Below are 13,840 nucleotides of genomic sequence, written 5' to 3'. Positions count from 1 at the left end.
CGGAAGAAAAGTAAAAATGCACTAAAGGAGTAATAAAATGTCAGAACCATTTCTTACTATCTCTAAAAATACTAGCAACGAGATGGTAATTAAAAAATCACGTTTTATTTGTTCAATTGCTCGTGTCTCCACAGAAAATGAAGCTCAGCAATTTATTGAACAAGTTAATACTGAAAATCGAAAAGCCACTCATAATTGTTATGCATACATGATTGGTGATCGTGATCAAGTCCAGCGAGAGAGTGATAATGGTGAACCCAGCGGCACTGCCGGCGTTCCCATTTTAGAATCACTAAAATTGGCAAAGATCCATAATGTTGTTGCTGTGGTGACCCGTTACTTTGGTGGAATTAAACTTGGTGCTGGAGGATTAATTCGGGCTTACAGCAATTCTGCAACCAATGCCATCCACAAGGCAGGATTAGTTCAACGAATTAAGCAGGCTGTCCTTGAAATTACTGTCAATTACTCTCAACATGATTCCCTCCTCCACTACTTAGACGAGCAGGGAATTAGTTTGGCCGGTGAGCAATTTAGTGCTACCGTCCAAACTAATATATATGTTGATGAAGCAAAACTCGATAGCTTCATAAAAGAATTAACCAATCGTTTCAATGGTCAATTGACGATCAAAAAAGGAACCTCGCGCGATCACGAGATTCCTTACTCAACTAATTAAGCTAAAGTAACTTCGATTATGTTTAATATAATAACAATAATCAGTAAAGCAACAACCCATGTGGTGGTCACTCTTGTTCGGTGATCACCACTTTTTAACTTTGTCCAATTCAGGCCAAGATAAGCCATAATTAAAAGTAGTGTTCCAACTATTCCAATTAAATCAGAATGAAAGCCAAACTGATCTAAACTAAAACCACCAATCAAAAATAAGCTAATGGCAAATAGTAGCCCAAAAACAATGTTTCCCTTTTTCACATTGTCCTCCTATTTTAAGGTTATTTCCCGGGTTATTTCAAACATCTAACATGAAATAACTAGATGTAAAACTATTTCCACTTTTCTTTATTCATGCAGGTGGTAATTATAACTAGCAACAACAATATTCTGACGAGAATTAAGAACAGTCCGTAGCCGGACACTAGTCTGATTATGAAGAGCCAGTTGCCATGGGTGCTTAGGAATAAATTGAGGGACTAAAACAGTGGTTGAGTAGTTCCGGGCAGCCGCTCGTTTAGCAATCACATCCACAAACCGTAATGTTGGTTTAGCAATTGACCGGTATGACGAGTGAATATCAACAAAACGAACATCGGGGAATTCAGCCTTAAATTCATTAGCTGTCTTATGCTCCTTCCCTGGATTTTCATCAAAGGAAACATGCATAGCAATCACGTAGTCACCGATTGAACGAGCATAATTAATTGCCCCCCGAGTAACTCGGGTAACATTACCAACTAAGACAATCACGGTTGCTCCATCATAGTCATGTAACTGTACCTTTGTCTTTTCAGCAACCCGTAATTGCTTAGCTACTTTAATGTAGTGTCGATGAATTGCATGGAACATGTAAAGTAACAATGGCATGATAATTAAGTATGGCCAAACATTACCAAAGTGTTGCCAGAACAATGCAATTACCAGCGCAAGAGAAATTAATGCACCAATAAAATTGATGAATGCCTTCCCTGGCCAGAAGCCCTCTCGTTCACGGAACCAGTGAATAATCATCCCTGATTGAGAAAGAGTAAATGGAACAAAGACACCCACAGCATAAAGTGGAATCAACATATTTGTTTGACCATGGAAGATAAGAATCAAAATGATCGCGCCCACAGCCAAAGCAATAATTCCGTTGGAGTAACCTAGGCGATCCCCACGATCCATAAATGCATGGGGCATATACTTATCCTTAGCCATGTTAAAAGCTAAGATTGGGAAAGCCGAGAATCCGGTATTAGCGGCAACAGCAAGAATCATAGCCGTTGACAATTGAAGAAGGTAAAAGCCAACCCCATGACCGCCAAATACGGCAAGACCAATTTGTGAAAGAACCGTAGTCCGTTTGTCGGGCACAATTCCAAAGTAGAAGCCGTAGAAGATAATAGCAATGAAGAAGATTGCCAAAATTGTACTCATGATTGCTAGGGTAACAGAAGCATTCTTTTCCTTTGGTTTATTGAAGTTTGGCACAGCATTACTTACCGCTTCAACACCAGTCAATGAAGATGAACCAGCTGAGAACGCCCGAACAAACAGTACAAATGTCATCCCCGTAACTGGGGTCCCGTAATCAGCTGGTGCTTGGTAGTGAACCTGTCCAGTAGCAATATTATAGGCACCCCAAAGGATCATTACAGTAATCATGATCACGAAGAAGTAAACTGGAACCGTCAGGAAATTAGCACTCTCACTCATTCCCCGCAAGTTCATAAACATAATTAATAAAACAATAATAATTGCAATGGGGACGGAGAACCGGTAAAGCGCTGGAATTGCAGAGGTGATGGCCTCCACACCAGACGTTGTCGAAACTGCTACAGTTAACATGTAGTCAACCAGAAGTGATCCCCCAGCAAACAAACCACCATTACTTCCCCAGTTTCGGGTAGCCACAACATAAGCACCTCCACCACTTGGGTAGGCATGAATAATTTGTTGGTAGGAAAGAGTAATTGCTAGCAGTAACAGCAATACAATCGCTGCAATAGGGATTGAGTACCACATTGCCAGTGCAGATAAGGTTACTAAGACAGTCGTAATCTGCTCTGGACCATAAGCAACTGACGAAATTGCATCCGACGATAGCATCGCAAGTGCCTTAAATTTAGTTAGGTGGGTCTGACCCTCATCCAAAGTTTTTAGAGGTTTTCCGATTAAAACCCGTTTAATATAACGCCACATACTATCCTCCCAATATTTATGGAATATAATCATTTAAGCGATTTTGGATAACTGAACAATAATACAATTATTCCAGTTTGTTTTCAATTGCAAAAAAAGCTGTCATTATTTCACCACTTACTTTTCTTTAAGTCGATTATTAACTTTTTCAGCTACTGGGTCAACTTGAGACATTCGGCTGTGGATTGCCCAGCAATAAAAGAGCAATGAAACAACAATAATTATAACAAAGTCAAAGGGATATGGAACCAAGTTTTGACCACCAAAGCCCTTACTCCCTATATAAGAAATTACGGAAATAAAAATCATGTAGCAAATTAACCAAGCAGAATTTTTTAATTGCTGGTGCCAATTAGTCTTCTGGTAACGCCATTCGTAATAAAGGTAAATTGGTAACCCCAAAACAATTACTAAAATCACCTGAACGGTTGTCGGCCACATTGTCCAGTAGATAGCTAACCCAGTAACGACAAAGGCAAACGGTGCCAACCACCTCATATAGCGAGGGGCGAATGGTCGCTCTAGGCTAGGTGCCATCTTCCGTAAAGAAATTACCGTTACCGGACCGGTCAAATAGGCAATTAACGTTGAGCCCGTAATCACCGTAGCTAACAAGCTCCAGTTTCGAAATACATTGACTAAAATCGTTGCTAAAATTAAATCAGCAACCATCGCAAATCGAGGAATCATATAGCGACGTTCAATCCGACCAAGCCATTTCGGCAAATGCCCCGTGTGAGTCATTGCAGCTAATGCTCGAGAAGCCGTTGCAACAAATGCCACCCCAGTTCCAAATGGTGAAACAAAGGCATCCATGTACAGTAAGATTGCTAACCAATTCAGGTTCAGTAAAATTGCAATATCAGCAAATGGGGATGCAAAATTAACCCCATGCCAACCGTTCTTTGCTAATGAAGCAGGAGAAATTGCTCCAATAAAAGCAACCTGGAGCATAATATAAATTGCTGCCGTAATTAGCATTGAAATTAAAACTCCGCGCACAATATTTTTGTGGGGGTTAACCATTTCGCCTCCCATATTAATGATAGTTTGAAAAGCATCATAAGACATAATAATTCCTGAAACAGCGGCTGCCTCGAAAATTGACCGACTACCATATGGCATAAATGTCTGGACATTATGCCCGAAGTTTGTCGCATGAAAGCCACTAATAATTAGCATTATTACTGTTAATGTTGGCAGTAGGATCTTAAAGACCGAAATTAAGTTCGTAAACCGAGTCATTAATTTCACTGACCAAAAATTAATTAGGGTGAAAATTACCATAAATAAAAAGACAACGAGCATCCCTAGCGATGTAACGTTACCCCCGCTAATAAAATGATGAGTCCAATTTGCCCATGCCCACGGCCATGAACTCATGTATTGAACGGAGGCCACCGCTTCCATTGGTACAAGGGTAATTAAAGAGATCCAGTTTGCCCATGCCGCTATGAATCCTAATAATGGACCATGACTATATTGGGCATACCTACTCATTCCCCCACTTTCGGGAAACATCGCCCCTAATTCAACGTATGTAAGAGCAATACTGATAATAATGACTGCTCCAATAATCCACGAAATAATCGCAGCAGGTCCAGCAACTTTAGCCGCAGTTCCAGCTCCGAACAACCATCCTGACCCAATCAGTGAGTTCAGTGCTAACATCACACCGGAAAATAGGGTAATTTTATGTTGTTTTAACTTCTCCATTCTTTCTCCCTCTATTTTTCGTTTAATTATATTTTTAAATAGATAATTAATCTTAACATTAACTTTAGCACTTTGCTTACCGAAACGATAAATTCTCCCAAAGGTTTTCTAAGTTATTTTGTTTTGATAATCCCCTAACAAGATGATTCTGTCATAATATTTTTGAATACGAAAAGATCACAGCTTTTTGTCGGCTTCCAGCAATTAAAAAGTAGCACTCAACAATGCCCATATTGCATTATTAAGTGCTACCATTATTAGCTATATTATATTAGAGGAATTAAATTACATCATACCGCCCATTCCGGCTCCTGGTTGAGGAGCTGGGGTTTGATCCTTTGTATCTGGTTTATCGGCTACGACTGCTTCAGTGGTCAACAACAATGCTGATACTGATGCAGCGTTTTGAAGGGCAGAACGGGTAACCTTAGTTGGGTCAACAATTCCGGCCTTAACCATGTCTTCAAACTTACCATCAGCAGCGTTGTAACCAATTCCCGGCTTTTCACTCTTCAATTGGTTAACAATAACTGAGCCTTCAACACCGGCGTTTTCAGCAATTTGACGAACAGGTGCTTCCAAAGCATTCTTAACAATGTTAACACCAGTAGCTTCATCACCAGTTGCCTTAATTTCATCCAATGCTGGTAGAACGTTTACAAGGGCAGTACCACCACCAGGAACGAATCCTTCTTGAACGGCAGCACGGGTAGCGTTTAAGGCATCTTCAATCCGGTACTTCTTTTCCTTCAATTCAGTTTCAGTTGCGGCACCAACCTTAACAACTGCAACCCCACCAGAAAGCTTTGCAAGACGTTCTTGAAGTTTTTCCTTATCAAAGTCAGAAGTTGCCTTGTTGATAGCCTGCTTGATTTGATCAACCCGTTCAGCAATAGCTTCCTTGGAGCCCTTACCATCAACAATGGTAGTGTTATCCTTAGTAACTGTTACTTTATTAGCTTGACCAAGTTGGTCAACAGTAGCATCCTTCAGACTCATTCCTAAGTCATCGGAAATTACAGTACCACCGGTTAATACAGCGATATCTTGTAATTGAGCCTTACGACGATCACCAAAGCCTGGAGCCTTAACGGCAACAACGTTAAAGGTACCACGAATCTTGTTCAAAACAAGAGTTGGCAATGCTTCACCAGTAATGTCATCAGCGATGATTAAGAGTGCCCGACCTTCTTGAACAACTGATTGAAGTAATGGCAAAATGTCTTGGATATTACTAATCTTCTTATCAGTAATCAAAATATATGGGTTATCAAGATCAGCTTCCATCTTGTCGTTATCAGTTACCATGTATTGTGACATGTAACCCCGATCAAAGCTCATCCCTTCAACAACATCAACACTGGTGTCAACACCACGAGAGTCTTCGATGGTAATAACCCCATCGTTACCAACCTTTTCCATTGCGTCAGCAATCAACTTACCAACTTCTGGATTAGCAGCTGAAATTGAAGCAATTTGTGCAATGTCATCCTTAGTCTTAACTTCATGGGACATCTTCTTCAATGCTTCAACGGCAGCTTCAGTAGCCTTATCAATCCCGCGACGAATACCAACTGGATTAGCACCAGAAGTAACGTTCTTCATTCCAGCGTTAACAATTGCTTGGGTTAAAACAGTAGCAGTAGTAGTACCGTCACCAGCAATATCATTAGTCTTAGAAGCAACTTCTGAAACTAACTTAGCACCCATGTTTTCAAATGGGTTTTCCAATTCGATGCTCTTAGCGATTGTAACACCATCGTTAGTAATAGTTGGGTTACCATAGCTTTGTTCAAGAACAACGTTACGTCCCTTCGGTCCCATAGTGGTCTTAACTGTATCAGCTAACTTATCAACACCACTGAGCATTGCGCTCCGTGCATCTTCGGAAAACTTAATTTCTTTTGCCATATTTTATTCACCTCAAATTTAATATCAATACTGTCATTACCAAAGAACCGTTAACTATTCAACGATAGCTACAAGATCCTTTTCATGAACAACGAGGTACTTTTCACCGTCATATTCAACTTCATTTCCAGCATACTTATCAAAGAGGACACGATCGCCTTCCTTAACAGCTGGTGCAAGCTTCTCACCATTATCTAAAGTCCGACCAGCACCTACAGCAATTACCTTACCGGTTGTTGGCTTTTCCTTAACGTTTGAAGCAAGAACAATGCCACCGACAGTCTTTTCTTCTTCTGTTTCTGCTTTAAGAAGAACACGATCTCCTAATGGTTTTAACACGTTAATCCCTCCAAATTGATAAATCTCATAGTTTAAAATTAGCACTCTCGCATTCCAAGTGCTAATTACACTTTCTACTATAACATTTTTGTGACCGATTGCAACAAATATGTTTGGCAGCAAAATAGATAAACAAAAAAGTCCGTTGACTACTATTTGATAAACGCGTCAACAGACTTCTTAATTACTCTTTCTCTTTATCCTGATTATTTTCAGCGTAGTTCTTAATAAAGTAAATCAGGGTTTGGAGTTCATTTGTTAAATCGATATTTTGAACCTGAACATTTTTTGGTACAGAAAGGCGAACAGGGGTAAAGTTCAAAATTCCCTTAACTCCAACACCAACTAATTGATCCGCAACCTTTTGGGAAGTAGAACTAGGAACGGTAAGAATTACAGCGTCAATTTGTTGTTCCTTAATTTGCTTTTGCATCTCGCTTGCTGGGTAGATTGGAATCCCACTCTTAACGGTGTTAGCTAATTCTGGCTTGGTATCAAATGCCGCACTAATCCGTAAGTTAGTATCTTGGTGGAAATTATAATTAAGGAGCGCGCTTCCTAATGAACCAACACCAACCAGAGCAACATTCGTTAGGGTATCCTGATTCAAGATCCCTTTAAAGAAATTCAGCAGACTTTCAACATCATAACCGTAACCCCGCTTCCCTAGTTCACCAAAATATGAAAAATCACGACGAATTGTAGCAGAGTCAACTTGAACTGCTTCGGAAAGTTCAGTCGATGAAACACGTCGCTTATTCGCACTCAATAACACACTAAGGTAACGGTAATAAATTGGCAATCGTTTTGCCGTTGCCTTAGGAATTTTCTTAGTCGCCATTTTATACTATTCCTCCTGTAATTTTAATTTTATTTAACAGTAGTGAGCTTACGATCTTTGCTCAATTTTGTTAGCTTGTGAAATTCAATTCCCCTATTATTCTAGCAATAAACTCTCTAATTGTGAACGCTCAAACAAAATTCTTTTTAAAACTTTTTTGTTTGAGCGATACTAAATGTTATTTATGCTCCGTCTCGGGTGAAATCAAGATTAACCAGCGTATAATAGAAGAGTATAACTTTTAAGAACGAGGTAAACAAAATGATTCTTTTGCAAGCCAATAATGTCATGCGTCGATTTGGCGCCGATGTCCTTTTTCATGACGTCAACTTACAAATTCAAGAACACGGTCGAACTGCCCTTGTTGGTCGAAATGGAGCCGGGAAAACAACACTTTTAAAAATGATCGCAGGAATAACTAGTCCGGACGAAGGAACAATTGCCAAAAGTAAGGATCTTACCATTGGTTACTTAGCCCAGGATCAAGGTCTAGATAGTCAAAATACAATTTGGGCAGAACTCGATCTAGTTTTTGCCCCTCTTCACAAAATGGAAAAACAAATTCACCAGTTAGAAGATCAGTTGGCCTCACTTGATCCTTCAACAAGAAAATTTCAACTAACAACGGAAAAGTACTCACAGCTTCAGGCTGACTTTAAAAAGCGTGGTGGCTACGAATATGAATCCCGAATGCGAGGAATTCTCAAGGGCTTTGGTTTCGAAGAAGATGACTACCAAACCGCCATTAACTCCCTTTCTGGTGGTCAAAAAACTAAGCTGGCTTTGGCCAAGATTCTTCTTCAATCTCCTGATCTTTTAATCCTTGATGAACCGACAAACCACCTGGATATGAACGTTCTTGCTTGGCTCGAAGATTACCTTAAAAGTTACCAAGGTGCTCTTCTTGTCGTTTCCCATGACCGGTATTTTCTTGATCGGGTGGTGTCCGATATTTACGATCTCGATAATCATACGCTTCGTCACTATACCGGAAATTACACTCAGTTTATGGAACATAAGCAAGAATGGTTAACTGCTGAATGGAAACATTACGAACAACAGCAAAAGAAGATCAGTAAGCTTGAGGACTTTGTTAACCGGAATATTGTCCGTGCTTCTACTACTAAACGAGCGCAGGCACGGCGAAAACAATTAGAAAAAATGGAAAGGCTAGAACGACCTGAAACTGACGATAAATCCATCCACTTCCGTTTTTATAGTGAAAAAGATAGTGGAAACGAAGTCCTTGATGTTGAAAAAGCTGTCGTTGGTTATAATGATCAAAAGCTTGCTGGTCCATTATCATTCACGGTCCGTAAGCCTCAACGAATTGGTATCATTGGTCCGAATGGAATTGGAAAGTCGACCTTGTTGAAATCAATTCTCGACCGGATCCCGTTAGTTAGTGGCACTATCAAGTTGGGCGCTAACCTTCAGATTGGTTACTATGATCAGGAACAGCAACAACTTCATCCTGAAAAGTCAGTCTTAAACGAAGTTTGGGATGATCACCCGAACATTGCAGAAAAAGATATTCGTTCCCTCCTGGGAAGTTTTCTCTTTGTTGGTGACGATGTTTACAAGTTAGTTCATGATCTTTCTGGTGGTGAAAAGGCCCGACTTGAATTAACCAAGCTTTCCTTCAAGCCGATTAACTTTTTGATTCTTGATGAACCAACAAATCACCTGGATATTGATAGTCGGGAGGTCTTGGAGAACGCGATCAATGAATTTAATGGAACGGTCCTTTTCATTTCCCACGACCGGTACTTCATTAATCAAGTTGCCACTGATGTCCTCGATATGAATGCTCTCGGGATCAAACATTATGAAGGAAACTATGATAATTACCTTGAAGCCGTGAATAAAGAAAAAGCTACTAACGCTAATCAGGACGAATCCCAAACCACAACAACCAAACCTAAAAAATCGAGTGCACAACAATCCTACCAGCAAAGCAAGGAAACGCAGCGTGCTCGGCGAAAACTCCAACGACGGGTTGATAAATTAGAAGAGGAAATGACCGTCTTGGAGGAAAAACAAGAGGCGATCAAAGAACAGATGAGTCAACCAGAAATTGCTACGGATATCGGTAAACTCTCTGATTTACAAAAAAAACTAGATAAATTCACTACTCAATCTGAGGATGTCGAATTAGAATGGACGAGTGCCGCAGAAGAATTGGAAAAGTTTGATCAAGAAAACAGTTGACTTTTAATGGTGAAAAAAGTAAACTTCAACCAATGATCTAAGTAGGACAGTCCAGAGAATGGTGGTCATCGGCTGTAAGCCACCAACAAAGTTCCGAATCCTAATCATTATTTAATCAACACGTAAATAATATTTTGTAAAAGAGTAAAGCATGTCTTTGAACGAGGATGGTAACGCCGTAACTGGTGCCTCGACTTAGGCATGCTTTTTGTCTAGAAAGGATGGTTAATATGGGAAGTCAACATCAGCGAATCGTTGTTAAAATCGGGACAAGTAGTCTTATCTACCCTAATGGCCAGGTTAACCTGCAGACAATTGATCGCCTTGCCTATACCCTCGCAACGTTGAACCACCAGGGATACGAAATGGTTCTGGTATCTTCCGGTGCGATTGGTGTCGGTCTTGCTAGTCTTGGCCTGACAAAACGTCCAGCAGAAATTGCTCAACAGCAGGCACTCGCTTCAATTGGCCAGACTGAACTCATGCGGATCTATTCCCAACGTTTCTTGGACTACCAAACTAAGGTTGCTCAAATCCTATTGACTCGCGATGTACTGGAATACCCCGTCAGTCGTCAACACACCCTCAATACAATTGAAACCTTACTTGGTGATTCGGTTGTCCCGATCATTAATGAAAACGACCCCGTTTCCGTTGATGAGCTGGATCATCACACGACATTTAGTGATAATGACGAACTTTCTGCACAGGTTGCCACTAAGATTAAGGCAGACCTTTTAATCGTTCTTTCCGATATCGATGCTTTTTACGACCGGGATCCTCACAAATTTTCCGATGCCCAACCTATCCGTCACGTTAAAGAAATAACACCCAAACTTGAAAAAGCCGCTAGTGGTACTCGCACCCAATTCGGTACCGGCGGAATGGTCACCAAACTCCGCGCCGCTGTTACTATCATGGAAGCTAATCAAAACATGATCCTTTGTAACGGTCAAGATCCCAAAATTATTTTCCAAATCCTCGATGGCCACAGAATAGGAACAAGGTTCGGAAAATAGAGTGCGAGCCATGACGAACTAGCAATCGAGCACTAAGTAATCCCGGATGATGATTGGCTTTCAATTAAGGACGGGATAGTTAGGCGGAGATTGCGGTCACACCGAGCACGTTTTGACTATGTTGCCTAGAATCACCAACAGCAATGAAGGAGGAACACTTATGACAAACCTTACTCAAATTGGTAAACAAGCTAAAGCAGCCGCCCGCAAATTAGCATCCTTTGATACCGTAACTAAAAATAAGGGATTGCTTTCTATGGCTGATGCATTAGTTGCTAACCAACAGGTAATCCTTACAGCAAACAAGCAAGACTTAGCCAGCGCTAATGAAATGCCAAAAAAGTTTCTTGACCGTTTAATGTTAAATGAACAGCGAATCACCGATATGGCAAATGGTCTTCGTTCAATCGCCCAGCTTTCAGACCCAACCGCTGAGATTGATCGGGGCTGGTTCAATGCTGATGGCCTGCAAATTATCCAACGACGAGTGCCTCTCGGCGTTATCGGAATTATTTTCGAAGCCCGGCCAAATGTTACTGCTGATGCCACCGGACTGACCTTTAAGAGCGGAAATGCCGTAATCCTCCGTGGTGGTAAAGAGGCCCTTCAAACAAACTTAGCAATTACTAAGATCCTTCGTGAAGCCCTTATCCAAATTGACCTTCCTGCAGACGCTGTTCAAATGGTTTCTGATCCAAGCCATGAAAGTGCCCAAGAAATGATGAATTTAACCGGGTATATTGACGTTTTGATCCCTCGTGGTGGGCGTGGCTTAATTCAACGGGTTGTTAAGACTGCTACTGTTCCTGTAATCGAAACCGGTGCTGGTAACTGCCACGTTTATGTTGATCGTGATGCCAACCTTGATATGGCAACTGCCATTACCGTGAATGCCAAAGTCCAACGACCATCTGTCTGCAACGCAGCAGAAAAGCTCCTCATCCACCGTCAAGTAGCACCAACCTTTCTTCCCGTAATTGCAAAGGCATTAATTAAACACGGTGTCCATCTCCGTGGTGACGAAACTACATGTCAAATCATGCCAGAAATTAGCCCCGCTACAAAAAAGGACTGGGACACGGAATACAACGATCTCATCATGGCAGTTAAAGTTGTCGATAGTCTTGACGAAGCAATTACCCATATTAATGATCACAGTACCCACCACTCTGAAACGATCGTTACTGATAATCTAGAAAGGGGTCAGAAATTCCAAGAACAGATCGACTCAGCTTGCGTTTACGTTAATGCTTCTACTCGTTTTACCGATGGTGGAATGTTTGGCTTCGGTGCTGAAATTGGTATCAGCACCCAAAAACTCCATGCCCGTGGACCAATGGGATTGAGTCAATTAACGACTATTAAGTACGAAATTACTGGTAATGGTCAAGTTAGAAAATGAAAATAAATGGGACTATGACATAAATAATTACTATTACCCAGCTAAAATACGAACAACGCAATACATAAATAGGCCTCTAGCTCGGCTTTTATACCAAACTGAACTGCCCTAAAATTGTTAGACAAATCTAACAATTTTAGGGTGGTTTTTTATATGACGAAGTATTCAACACAATTCAAAATTAAAATTGTTCAAGAATATTTACAAGGTGGAATAAGCCAAGATAAACTATGCAAAAAATATGGTATGGCGGATAAAACAGTCGCACAGCACTGGATTAATTTGGTTAGAGAACACGGCTTTGAGTCTTTAGTGATTAAGCATACCAAGAAACGGTATTCAGTTAAATTTAAGTTACAAGTCCTGAATTATTGCCAAACTCATGACTTAAGCGTAGAAAAAGTAGCTGCTCATTTTGGTTTAAATAAATCACTCGTTAGTTTATGGTATGGTAAATACCAAAAAGAAGGGATTGCCGGCCTTCAACCGAAGGTAAAAGGCCGGACTGTAAAAGCTATGAAAAGACATACGACGAGTAATAAAGAACGGGTAACTAAAGATAAACAATATCAACAGGAAATAGAAAAGTTAAAAGCAAAGGTTGCATATCAAAAAATGGAGATTGATATCTTAAAAAAATTGCATGCCCTAAGACAGCAAGAAGAAAAGAACAAGCAGCAGTAATTCAAGTGCTTAGGGCAGACTATCCATTAAAGGAGTTACTGGCTTATTTTAAGATGCCAAGGTCGACATACTATGAACGGTTAAAGGCAATCCAAGCAACAGATAAATACGGCCATATTAAACAAGTCATCAAACAGCTTTTTCGCCAAAGTCGGGAAACATACGGTTATCGTCGAATCTATTACAAGTTAAAGAAATTAAACTATACAATTAGTCCAGAGACAGTACGTAAACTGATGAAACAGATAGGATTAAAGGTTTGTGTTTATAGCAAAAGAAGCCATTATTCTTCTTATCGAGGTCAGCTCGGGCGTGTAGCACCTAATATTCTTAAGCAAAAGTTCAATGAACGACAGGTTTACCGAGTCCTGCACACCGACATAACGCAGCTAAAATTGGACAATAATCAGTTTGGCTATATTTCAGCAGTTATTGATGAAGCCAGCAATGAAGTCTTAGCAACGCAGGTTTCCGCTAGTCCTAATCGAATTTTGATTGAACAAACACTGCAAGAATTAAGCTCCCGACTACCAGCAGGTAGTCAGCCAATTATACATTCCGATCAAGGTTGGCATTATCAATTACAGTATTATCGAAATGAGTTGGCTAAAGCTAATCTTACTCAAAGTATGTCTCGGAAGGGAAATTGCCTAGATAATGCACCAATAGAAAGCTTTTTTAACCTAATGAAACGCGAATGCTTAAAACGGTTAAAGATTTCATCGATCAACCAATTACGTGAAATCGTCCAAGACTATGTTTCTTGGTTTAATTACGAGCGAATTTCATTGAATAAGAAAGGATTGACTCCGGTCGAATATCGGAATCAATCCATTAATTAAGATTTAATAAAAT

12 protein-coding genes are annotated in these 13,840 nt (G+C 40.3%); 6 read left to right on the top strand and 6 right to left on the bottom strand.

Going from position 1 to position 13,840, the window contains the following annotated elements; translation table 11 throughout:
• The first annotated feature begins 37 nt into the window (after positions 1-37).
• A complete protein-coding gene (locus H5R64_RS05540) occupies positions 38-679 on the top strand; it encodes a YigZ family protein (protein WP_182581013.1) in 642 nt (213 codons plus the stop codon).
• Here the strand turns inward: H5R64_RS05540 and H5R64_RS05535 are convergent.
• The 6 genes from H5R64_RS05535 to H5R64_RS05510 form a co-directional block, all read right to left on the bottom strand.
• Positions 676-936 (bottom strand): hypothetical protein, encoded by a 261-nt coding sequence (locus tag H5R64_RS05535; protein ID WP_182581014.1) that lies wholly within the window; start codon positions 934-936, stop codon positions 676-678. The two genes, H5R64_RS05540 and H5R64_RS05535, sit on opposite strands and share 4 nt — an antisense overlap.
• A gap of 87 nt (positions 937-1,023) precedes the next feature.
• The gene (locus H5R64_RS05530; RefSeq protein ID WP_182583017.1) at positions 1,024-2,862 is read right to left on the bottom strand and encodes an APC family permease; all 1,839 of its coding nucleotides are present in this window, start codon (positions 2,860-2,862) and stop codon (positions 1,024-1,026) included.
• Positions 2,863-2,979: 117 nt separating this feature from the next.
• Positions 2,980-4,578, bottom strand: a complete 1,599-nt coding sequence (locus H5R64_RS05525; RefSeq protein ID WP_182581016.1) for an APC family permease — start codon at positions 4,576-4,578, stop codon at positions 2,980-2,982.
• A 285-nt stretch (positions 4,579-4,863) separates the two neighbouring features.
• A complete protein-coding gene (gene groL, locus H5R64_RS05520; RefSeq protein ID WP_182581017.1) occupies positions 4,864-6,489 on the bottom strand; it encodes a chaperonin GroEL in 1,626 nt (541 codons plus the stop codon).
• Between the two features lie 54 nt (positions 6,490-6,543).
• Positions 6,544-6,828, bottom strand: coding sequence for a co-chaperone GroES (groES, locus tag H5R64_RS05515; RefSeq protein ID WP_182581018.1), 285 nt, complete (start codon positions 6,826-6,828; stop codon positions 6,544-6,546).
• Positions 6,829-7,012: 184 nt separating this feature from the next.
• Positions 7,013-7,669, bottom strand: a complete 657-nt coding sequence (locus H5R64_RS05510; protein WP_182581019.1) for a redox-sensing transcriptional repressor Rex — start codon at positions 7,667-7,669, stop codon at positions 7,013-7,015.
• 261 nt (positions 7,670-7,930) lie between these two features.
• Between H5R64_RS05510 and H5R64_RS05505 the strand changes: the two genes are divergently transcribed.
• From H5R64_RS05505 to H5R64_RS05485, 5 genes are all read left to right on the top strand, one after another.
• Complete coding sequence (locus H5R64_RS05505; protein WP_182581020.1) at positions 7,931-9,880, top strand: ABC-F family ATP-binding cassette domain-containing protein; 1,950 nt, start codon at positions 7,931-7,933, stop codon at positions 9,878-9,880.
• Between the two features lie 221 nt (positions 9,881-10,101).
• Positions 10,102-10,899: a glutamate 5-kinase gene (gene proB, locus H5R64_RS05500; protein ID WP_372456615.1), complete on the top strand. Its 798-nt coding sequence runs from the start codon at positions 10,102-10,104 to the stop codon at positions 10,897-10,899.
• Between the two features lie 160 nt (positions 10,900-11,059).
• Positions 11,060-12,301, top strand: a complete 1,242-nt coding sequence (locus tag H5R64_RS05495) for a glutamate-5-semialdehyde dehydrogenase (protein WP_182581022.1) — start codon at positions 11,060-11,062, stop codon at positions 12,299-12,301.
• A 153-nt stretch (positions 12,302-12,454) separates the two neighbouring features.
• Positions 12,455-12,985 (top strand): helix-turn-helix domain-containing protein, encoded by a 531-nt coding sequence (locus H5R64_RS05490; protein WP_182581023.1) that lies wholly within the window; start codon positions 12,455-12,457, stop codon positions 12,983-12,985.
• Positions 12,986-12,990: 5 nt separating this feature from the next.
• On the top strand, positions 12,991-13,827 hold the full coding sequence (locus tag H5R64_RS05485) for an IS3 family transposase (RefSeq protein WP_231797899.1): 837 nt from the start codon (positions 12,991-12,993) through the stop codon (positions 13,825-13,827).
• Positions 13,828-13,840 lie beyond the last annotated feature (13 nt).

It is taken from the genome of Limosilactobacillus fastidiosus (genome assembly GCF_014145505.1).
Taxonomy (GTDB): domain Bacteria; phylum Bacillota; class Bacilli; order Lactobacillales; family Lactobacillaceae; genus Limosilactobacillus; species Limosilactobacillus fastidiosus.
This window is presented reverse-complemented; position numbering and strand designations above follow the sequence as displayed.

Coding starts and splice junctions, on each gene's coding strand:
- H5R64_RS05540 (WP_182581013.1), top strand. CDS start 38: ATGTCAGAACCATTTCTTACTATCTCTAAAAATACTAGCAACGAGATG.
- H5R64_RS05530 (WP_182583017.1), bottom strand. CDS start 2,862: ATGTGGCGTTATATTAAACGGGTTTTAATCGGAAAACCTCTAAAAACT.
- H5R64_RS05525 (WP_182581016.1), bottom strand. CDS start 4,578: ATGGAGAAGTTAAAACAACATAAAATTACCCTATTTTCCGGTGTGATG.
- groL (WP_182581017.1), bottom strand. CDS start 6,489: ATGGCAAAAGAAATTAAGTTTTCCGAAGATGCACGGAGCGCAATGCTC.
- H5R64_RS05510 (WP_182581019.1), bottom strand. CDS start 7,669: ATGGCGACTAAGAAAATTCCTAAGGCAACGGCAAAACGATTGCCAATT.
- H5R64_RS05505 (WP_182581020.1), top strand. CDS start 7,931: ATGATTCTTTTGCAAGCCAATAATGTCATGCGTCGATTTGGCGCCGAT.
- proB (WP_372456615.1), top strand. CDS start 10,102: ATGGTTAATATGGGAAGTCAACATCAGCGAATCGTTGTTAAAATCGGG.
- H5R64_RS05495 (WP_182581022.1), top strand. CDS start 11,060: ATGACAAACCTTACTCAAATTGGTAAACAAGCTAAAGCAGCCGCCCGC.
- H5R64_RS05490 (WP_182581023.1), top strand. CDS start 12,455: ATGACGAAGTATTCAACACAATTCAAAATTAAAATTGTTCAAGAATAT.